This window comes from Sphingobium sp. PNB (assembly GCF_019873065.1).
Taxonomy (GTDB): Bacteria; Pseudomonadota; Alphaproteobacteria; order Sphingomonadales; family Sphingomonadaceae; genus Sphingobium; species Sphingobium fuliginis.
On the sequence record NZ_JAINEZ010000061.1, the window covers coordinates 26,685 to 32,841 of the forward strand.

7 protein-coding genes and 1 tRNA gene are annotated in these 6,157 nt (G+C 64.8%); 7 read left to right on the forward strand and 1 reads right to left on the reverse strand.

The window, feature by feature from the left end; all coding sequences use genetic code 11:
- The first annotated feature begins 22 nt into the window (after window positions 1–22).
- From K7W03_RS18530 to K7W03_RS18560, 7 genes are all read left to right on the forward strand, one after another.
- Window positions 23–98, forward strand: a tRNA-Val gene (locus K7W03_RS18530).
- An 88-nt stretch (window positions 99–186) separates the two neighbouring features.
- Complete coding sequence (locus tag K7W03_RS18535) at window positions 187–360, forward strand: hypothetical protein (RefSeq protein ID WP_165363344.1); 174 nt, start codon at window positions 187–189, stop codon at window positions 358–360.
- A gap of 55 nt (window positions 361–415) precedes the next feature.
- Window positions 416–643 (forward strand): zinc-finger domain-containing protein, encoded by a 228-nt coding sequence (locus K7W03_RS18540; RefSeq protein ID WP_025549953.1) that lies wholly within the window; start codon window positions 416–418, stop codon window positions 641–643.
- Between the two features lie 244 nt (window positions 644–887).
- Window positions 888–2,330, forward strand: coding sequence for a metalloprotease TldD (tldD, locus tag K7W03_RS18545; RefSeq protein ID WP_140042836.1), 1,443 nt, complete (start codon window positions 888–890; stop codon window positions 2,328–2,330).
- A gap of 56 nt (window positions 2,331–2,386) precedes the next feature.
- On the forward strand, window positions 2,387–2,962 hold the full coding sequence (locus K7W03_RS18550; RefSeq protein WP_025549955.1) for a DUF924 family protein: 576 nt from the start codon (window positions 2,387–2,389) through the stop codon (window positions 2,960–2,962).
- Between the two features lie 288 nt (window positions 2,963–3,250).
- The gene (locus tag K7W03_RS18555; protein ID WP_013847864.1) at window positions 3,251–3,589 is read left to right on the forward strand and encodes a P-II family nitrogen regulator; all 339 of its coding nucleotides are present in this window, start codon (window positions 3,251–3,253) and stop codon (window positions 3,587–3,589) included.
- An 11-nt stretch (window positions 3,590–3,600) separates the two neighbouring features.
- Window positions 3,601–4,944 (forward strand): ammonium transporter, encoded by a 1,344-nt coding sequence (locus tag K7W03_RS18560; RefSeq protein WP_061939579.1) that lies wholly within the window; start codon window positions 3,601–3,603, stop codon window positions 4,942–4,944.
- A 100-nt stretch (window positions 4,945–5,044) separates the two neighbouring features.
- Here the strand turns inward: K7W03_RS18560 and K7W03_RS18565 are convergent, their stop codons facing one another.
- Complete coding sequence (locus K7W03_RS18565; RefSeq protein ID WP_222887014.1) at window positions 5,045–5,998, reverse strand: phytoene/squalene synthase family protein; 954 nt, start codon at window positions 5,996–5,998, stop codon at window positions 5,045–5,047.
- Window positions 5,999–6,157 lie beyond the last annotated feature (159 nt).

Below are 6,157 nucleotides of genomic sequence, written 5' to 3' on the forward strand. Positions count from 1 at the left end.
GCTTGGCATCAGGACAGGCATCGGGCGATTAGCTCAGTTGGTAGAGCGTCTCGTTTACACCGAGAATGTCGGCGGTTCGAGCCCGTCATCGCCCACCATGCCCCCTTCTTCGAGAAAGCTGTTCCCGCGGCCGGGGGAATGGCGTAAGGTTCCGGCAACGGAACGCTTTTGTGAGGCACTTGCATCATGTCTCTCACGCTTCTTCTCGCTGGAACGGTGGCCCCCTTCCTGCTGATGTTTTCGCCGGTTTCGCTGGCGGCCGCCCGCGATTGCCTGGATTGGGAAGCGCCGGCCAAGGCGGTGGACCTGGGCGTGGAGAAGCCCTGCCCGAAAAAGAAGCCGCCATTGCTGCTGATGTAAGCCCCGCCTCCACGGATATTGCGGCGCAGCGCCAGCGCTGCTAATCGGTGCGGCCATGATCCAGCCGCCTGAAATCATCCGAGTCACCAAGTCCCGCGTCTCCTGCGACGGTTCGGGCGACATTCCCGCCGCGCTCGGCCATCCGCGCGTCTTCCTTGAGATCGATGAGCATGGCTATATCGACTGCGGCTATTGCGACCGCCGCTTCGTGCTGGCCGGCAGCGTTGCGGATACGCCGGAAATCGCCGGGCTGCCGGATATTCCTTCGGGCGCCAGCCTTTAAGTACGGCAACCCCATTCAAATCGTCATTCCCGCGAAGGCGGGAATGACGGAAATGCCTTTTTAATTGGGCTTAGAGCCAATCGACATTCAGATGATGACGAGCCGAAAATGATGGTTTTCCGTGACCCGGAGCGCAGCCTACTCAAAGTAGGTGAGCACCGGAAGCACGGAAAAGCGTCATTTGCAGGCCGTCAGGGCTGAATGTCGATTGGCTCTAGCCTCTGCCGCGCCTATATCGGACGGCATGACCGAAGCTGCTCCCCAGTTCACCGACGCTCGCGGCCTGCTCTACCGGCCCGGCCTCCTCGATCCCGACGGCGCGCGCCGCCTGACCGCCGAGGCGCTGAAAGGCTGCGACGATGGCGAACTCTACCTGCAATATCGGGCGAGCGAGAGCTTCGGATTCGATGACGGGCGGCTGAAGACCGCCGATTATTCGACCGATGCGGGCTTCGGCCTGCGCGGCGTGTCGGGCGAGATGACCGGTTTCGCCCATGCCAATGACATCAGCGAAGCCGCGATCCGCCGGGCGGCCGAGACGCTGACGCTGCTCGATCCGGCCAAGGGGCAGCCCGCGCCGCCGCCGCAGCACACCAACCGCCATCTCTATACCGACGTCAATCCGCTGGAGATCGTGCCCTTTGCCGAGAAGGTGACGCTCTGCGCCGCCATCGACGCCGCCGCCCGCGCCCGCGATCCGCGCGTCGCGCAGGTGTCGGTGAGCCTGGCGGGAAGCTGGTCGGTGGTCGAGATCGTGCGCGCCGACGGCTTTACCGCGACCGACATCCGCCCGCTGGTGCGGCTCAACGTCTCCGTCATCCTGGAGGAGAATGGCCGCCGGGAGACGGGCGTGTTCGGCATTGGCGGACGCTATCTCTACGATGAGGTGATGGAACCCGCCATCTGGAACCGCGCCATTGACGAGGCGCTGGCGCAGGCTCGCGTCAACCTGCGTTCCGTGGCCGCGCCCGCGGGCGAGATGACCGTGCTGCTGGGACCGGGCTGGCCGGGCGTGCTGGTGCATGAAGCCATCGGGCACGGCCTGGAGGGCGACTTCAACCGCAAGGGCACCAGCGCCTTTTCCGGCCGCGTGGGCCAGCGGGTCGCCGCGCCGGGAGTCACGGTGGTCGACGACGGATCGATCATGAGCCGGCGCGGCTCGCTCTCCATCGATGACGAGGGCACGCCGACGAAGGAAAATGTGCTGATCGAGGACGGCATCCTCAAGGGCTATATGCAGGACCGGCTGAACGCCCGGCTGATGGGCGTCGAACCCACCGGCAACGGCCGCCGCGAAAGCTATGCCCATGCGCCGATGCCGCGCATGACCAACACCTTCATCAAGGGCGGACAGGACGATCCGGAAGAGCTGCTGAGCCGGATGAAGTCGGGCATTTTCGCGAAAAGCTTCGGCGGCGGGCAGGTCGACATCGTGTCGGGCAAGTTCGTCTTCTCCTGCACCGAGGCGTACAAGGTCGAGAATGGCAGGCTGGGCGAGCCGATCAAGGGCGCGACGCTGATCGGTGACGGGCCGACGGCGCTGACCAAGGTGATCGGCATCGGCCATGACTGGGCGCTGGACGAAGGCATCGGCATGTGCGGCAAGGCCGGGCAGAGTGTGCCGGCGGGCGTGGGCCAGCCCACCCTGCTGATGGAGGGCCTTACCGTGGGCGGCACGGCGACCTGAGGCACCAACGCCACGGGCGGAGGAACCAGCCGTGAGAGTGCGTCTTTATCTCTTTCATGAACATGTTGACCGACAGCCATGATGCGGTGACCGCCGATTGGGCGGCTGCCCTGCTGGATTTCTGGTTCAACCGGATCGGGGAACAGGGGTGGTGGAGCCATGATCCGGCGCTGGACCGGGCCTGTCAGGCGCGCTTCCGCGCATTATGGGAGGAAAAGCGCCATTTGCCCGCCGAAGAGTTTCTGGAGCGGGCCGATGACGCGCTGGCGGCGGTGTTGCTGTTCGACCAGTTGCCGCGCAACATGTTCAGGGGATCGGCGGCGGCGTTTTCGACCGATCCTCTTGCCAGGGAAGTGGCGCGCGGTGCGGTTGCCCATGGCTATGACATCCAGATCGGCGGGGCGGGGCGTCTGTTCTTCTACATGCCCTTCCAGCACAGCGAGGCGCTGGACGACCAGAAACTGTCGCTCAGCCTGTTCGAGGGAGCGGGCGACGAGAAGTCGCTGGCCTTTGCGCGAGAGCATTATGAGATGATTGAACGCTTCGGTCGCTTTCCGCATCGTAATGCGACGCTGGGTCGCGCGAACAGACCGGGCGAGGAAGAAGCGGCGAAGGAAGGTGGGAGTTGGTGAAGGCTTGGTAAGGCTTTACCCCATTCGTCCGTCATGCTGAATGTGTTTCAGCATGACGGACGAATGGGATGACTTCGTTACGATTGGGCGGATGGCTTCATCCCAATTGAGGGAGGGCCTGATCATAGGCAACGGCCGTGCCTAATTTTTAAGCATCGTCCTGACGCTGCCCATTTTTTCAGCGCCCTGTTTTGACGCACCGCATCAAAAGCCCGCATTAACCCGCCTTTTACGAATTGGCACGCCTCTTGCTGAGTAGTTTGTCGCACACCAGTAACAGGGGGCGACATGAAACTTGTCATGGCTATCATCAAGCCGTTCAAGCTTGACGATGTCCGCGAGGCACTTTCCTCGCTCGGCATCGCCGGCATGACGGTGAGCGAAGTGAAGGGCTTCGGCCGCCAGAAGGGGCAGACCGAAATCTATCGCGGCGCCGAATATTCGACCAACATGGTTCCGAAGATCAAGATCGAGGTGGTCTGCGACGACGACCTCGCGCCGCGCGTCGTGGAAGCCACCCAGGCCGCCGCCAATTCCGGCGCCATCGGCGATGGCAAGATCTTCGTTCTCGATGTCGAGCAGGCAGTGCGCATCCGCACCGGCGAAACCGGCGAAACCGCTCTGTAAGGGGGGAATTAATGACCTTTTCCAAGAAGCTTAGCGGCGTCGCGGGGGCCATGGGCCTGTCGCTGTTCGCCGCGATGCCCGCCTGGGCACAGGCCGCCGCGCCCGCGGCCACCGTCGACAAGGGCGATACGGCCTGGATGATGACCTCCACGGTCCTGGTGCTGGCGATGATCCTGCCCGGCCTGGCGCTGTTCTATGGCGGCCTGGTCCGCACCAAGAACATGCTGTCGGTCATGACGCAGATCGGCGCCGTGGCCTGCCTCGCCATGCTGATCTGGGTGATCTACGGCTATTCCATGGCGTTCGGCCCGGATTACACCAGCGGCCTCAGCAACTTCATCTCGACCTTCGACAAGGCCTTCCTGAAGGGCATCACGCCCGCATCGCAGGCGGCGACCTTCACCGCAGGCGTCGAAATCCCCGAATATGTGTTCGTCAGCTTCCAGATGACCTTTGCCGCGATCACCGTGGCGCTGGTGCTGGGTTCGGTGGTCGAGCGCATCAAATTCTCGGCCGTGATGGTGTTCGCCATCGTGTGGCTGACCATCGTCTACTTCCCGATCGCGCACATGGTCTGGGCAGCGAGCGGCCTGTTCTTCAAGGCTGGCGCGCTGGACTTCGCGGGCGGCACCGTGGTCCACATCAACGCCGGCGTCTCGGCGCTGGTCGCCTGCCTCATTCTGGGCAAGCGCGTGGGCTTCCCCAAGGAACCGATGCCGCCGCACAGCCTGACGCTGACCGGTGTCGGCACCGGCCTGCTGTGGGTCGGCTGGTTCGGCTTCAACGCCGGTTCGGCGCTGGAAGCCAATGGCTCGGCCGCTCTCGCGATGATCAACACCTTCGTCGCCACCGCCTCCGCCGGTCTGTTCTGGATGCTTGCCGAGCGCGTCAACGGCCACAAGGGTTCGGCCCTGGGCTTCTGTTCGGGCATCATCGCCGGTCTGGTCGCCGTCACCCCGGCCGCCGGCAATTCCGGCCCCTTCGGTGCGATCGTCCTGGGCGCCGTGGCTTCGATCGTCTGCTTCTATGCCGTCACCGTGCTCAAGCCGAAGCTCGGCTATGACGACTCGCTGGACGCCTTCGGCATCCACGGCATCGGCGGCATGATCGGCGCCATCGGCACCGCCATCGTCTACTCGCCCTCGCTGGGCGGTCCGGGCGCTGCGGACTATGACATGGGCGCCAAGCTGATCGTCCAGATCGAAGCGGTCCTGACCACCATCGTCTGGGCGTCGATCGGCACCGCCATCGCCATCTTCATCGCCAAGGCGGTCACTGGCCTGCGCGTCAGCAAGGAGGTCGAACTGGAAGGCCTCGACCTCGGCGAACATGGCGAGCGCGCCTACAACCCGTAAGTTTGGCAGGGCGGGCCGGTAAGGACGGCCCGCCCGCCCCACCTTGTTCCTCCTGCGAACATGCCTTGGGACCGATGCGCAAGTATCGGTCCCTTTTTTGTCAGGTCCGGGGGCGGGTCCAGAGCATGTCCGGCCGCGATGTTCCGGCGGGCCAGCGGCGGGCGCGGCCCGGCACCTGAAGGCCCGCGCGAAAGACCCAGCGGAGCTTGTCGCCTTTCGGCGTGGTGACGCGATGGTCCCAGGCATGGTCGCCCCGGCGCGCCACTTCTCGGGCGATGTCGCCATAGATGCCGGCGGCGGCGAGGACCGCCCAGGCGGATCGCGGCGGCAGGGCGCCGGTGCCGTGGCGGGCGCTTTCCTCATAGGCGGCGGCCATGCCGGCCATGCGATGGGCAAGGATGGCGAGGCGCGGGCGGACCCACGGCTTCATATGCTCGCCCGGCGGGATGTCCATTTCGACCAACCATTCCTCCGGGAGGTAGCAGCGGTCGGCGGCCTCATCCTCGCTGATGTCGCGGGCGATATTGGCAAGCTGGAAGGCAAGGCCCAGGTCGCAGGCGCGGTCGAGCGTGGCTACGTCGTCCGGATCGACGCCCATCAGGATCGCCATCATGCAGCCGACCGTGCCCGCCACATGGTAGCAGTAGCGCAGCATGTCCGCCTCGCTGCGGGGGCGCCATTCGCGTGCGTCCAAGGCGAAGCCTTCGATCAGGTCATGGGCGTAGCGCTCCGGAATCGCGCATTCGCGCATGACGAGGCCGAAGCCGTCGAAGGCCGGGTCTCCGGTGGGTTCGCCCTGAAGCGCCGAACCGGTCAGCACGCGGATGGTGGAGAGGCGCGCCTGACCGTCCGCGACGCCGCGCATCGTGCCGCCATGGTCCTGCCCGTCCGCGATGTCGTCGCATTTGCGGCACCAGGCGTAGAGCAGCCATGCCCGTTCGCGGGTGGAGCGGTCGAAGAGTCTGGAAGCGAGCGCGAAGGATTTTGAACCTCTGGCGATGCTGTCGCGAGCCTGGGCGATGAGGGAGGGGCGGTCAGGAAATTCGGAGGACATGGTCAGGACATGCCCTGCGCAGGCGCCAAAGTCACCCGACCTCCGTTCATTTCGAGCGAAGTCGAGAAACGGCTATCCGGCGTGGACAAATTCAAGACTCGCCGGATTGGGTGATTTTGGGTGGATTGCGGACATTCCCCCTCCCGCAGGCGGGAGGGG

What these genes read in the sequence shown, in the direction of transcription:
- K7W03_RS18535 (WP_165363344.1), top strand. Translation starts at nt 187, where the DNA reads ATGTCTCTCACGCTTCTTCTCGCTGGAACGGTGGCCCCCTTCCTGCTG.
- K7W03_RS18550 (WP_025549955.1), top strand. Translation starts at nt 2,387, where the DNA reads ATGAACATGTTGACCGACAGCCATGATGCGGTGACCGCCGATTGGGCG.
- tldD (WP_140042836.1), top strand. Translation starts at nt 888, where the DNA reads ATGACCGAAGCTGCTCCCCAGTTCACCGACGCTCGCGGCCTGCTCTAC.
- K7W03_RS18560 (WP_061939579.1), top strand. Translation starts at nt 3,601, where the DNA reads ATGACCTTTTCCAAGAAGCTTAGCGGCGTCGCGGGGGCCATGGGCCTG.
- K7W03_RS18540 (WP_025549953.1), top strand. Translation starts at nt 416, where the DNA reads ATGATCCAGCCGCCTGAAATCATCCGAGTCACCAAGTCCCGCGTCTCC.
- K7W03_RS18565 (WP_222887014.1), bottom strand. Translation starts at nt 5,998, where the DNA reads ATGTCCTCCGAATTTCCTGACCGCCCCTCCCTCATCGCCCAGGCTCGC.
- K7W03_RS18555 (WP_013847864.1), top strand. Translation starts at nt 3,251, where the DNA reads ATGAAACTTGTCATGGCTATCATCAAGCCGTTCAAGCTTGACGATGTC.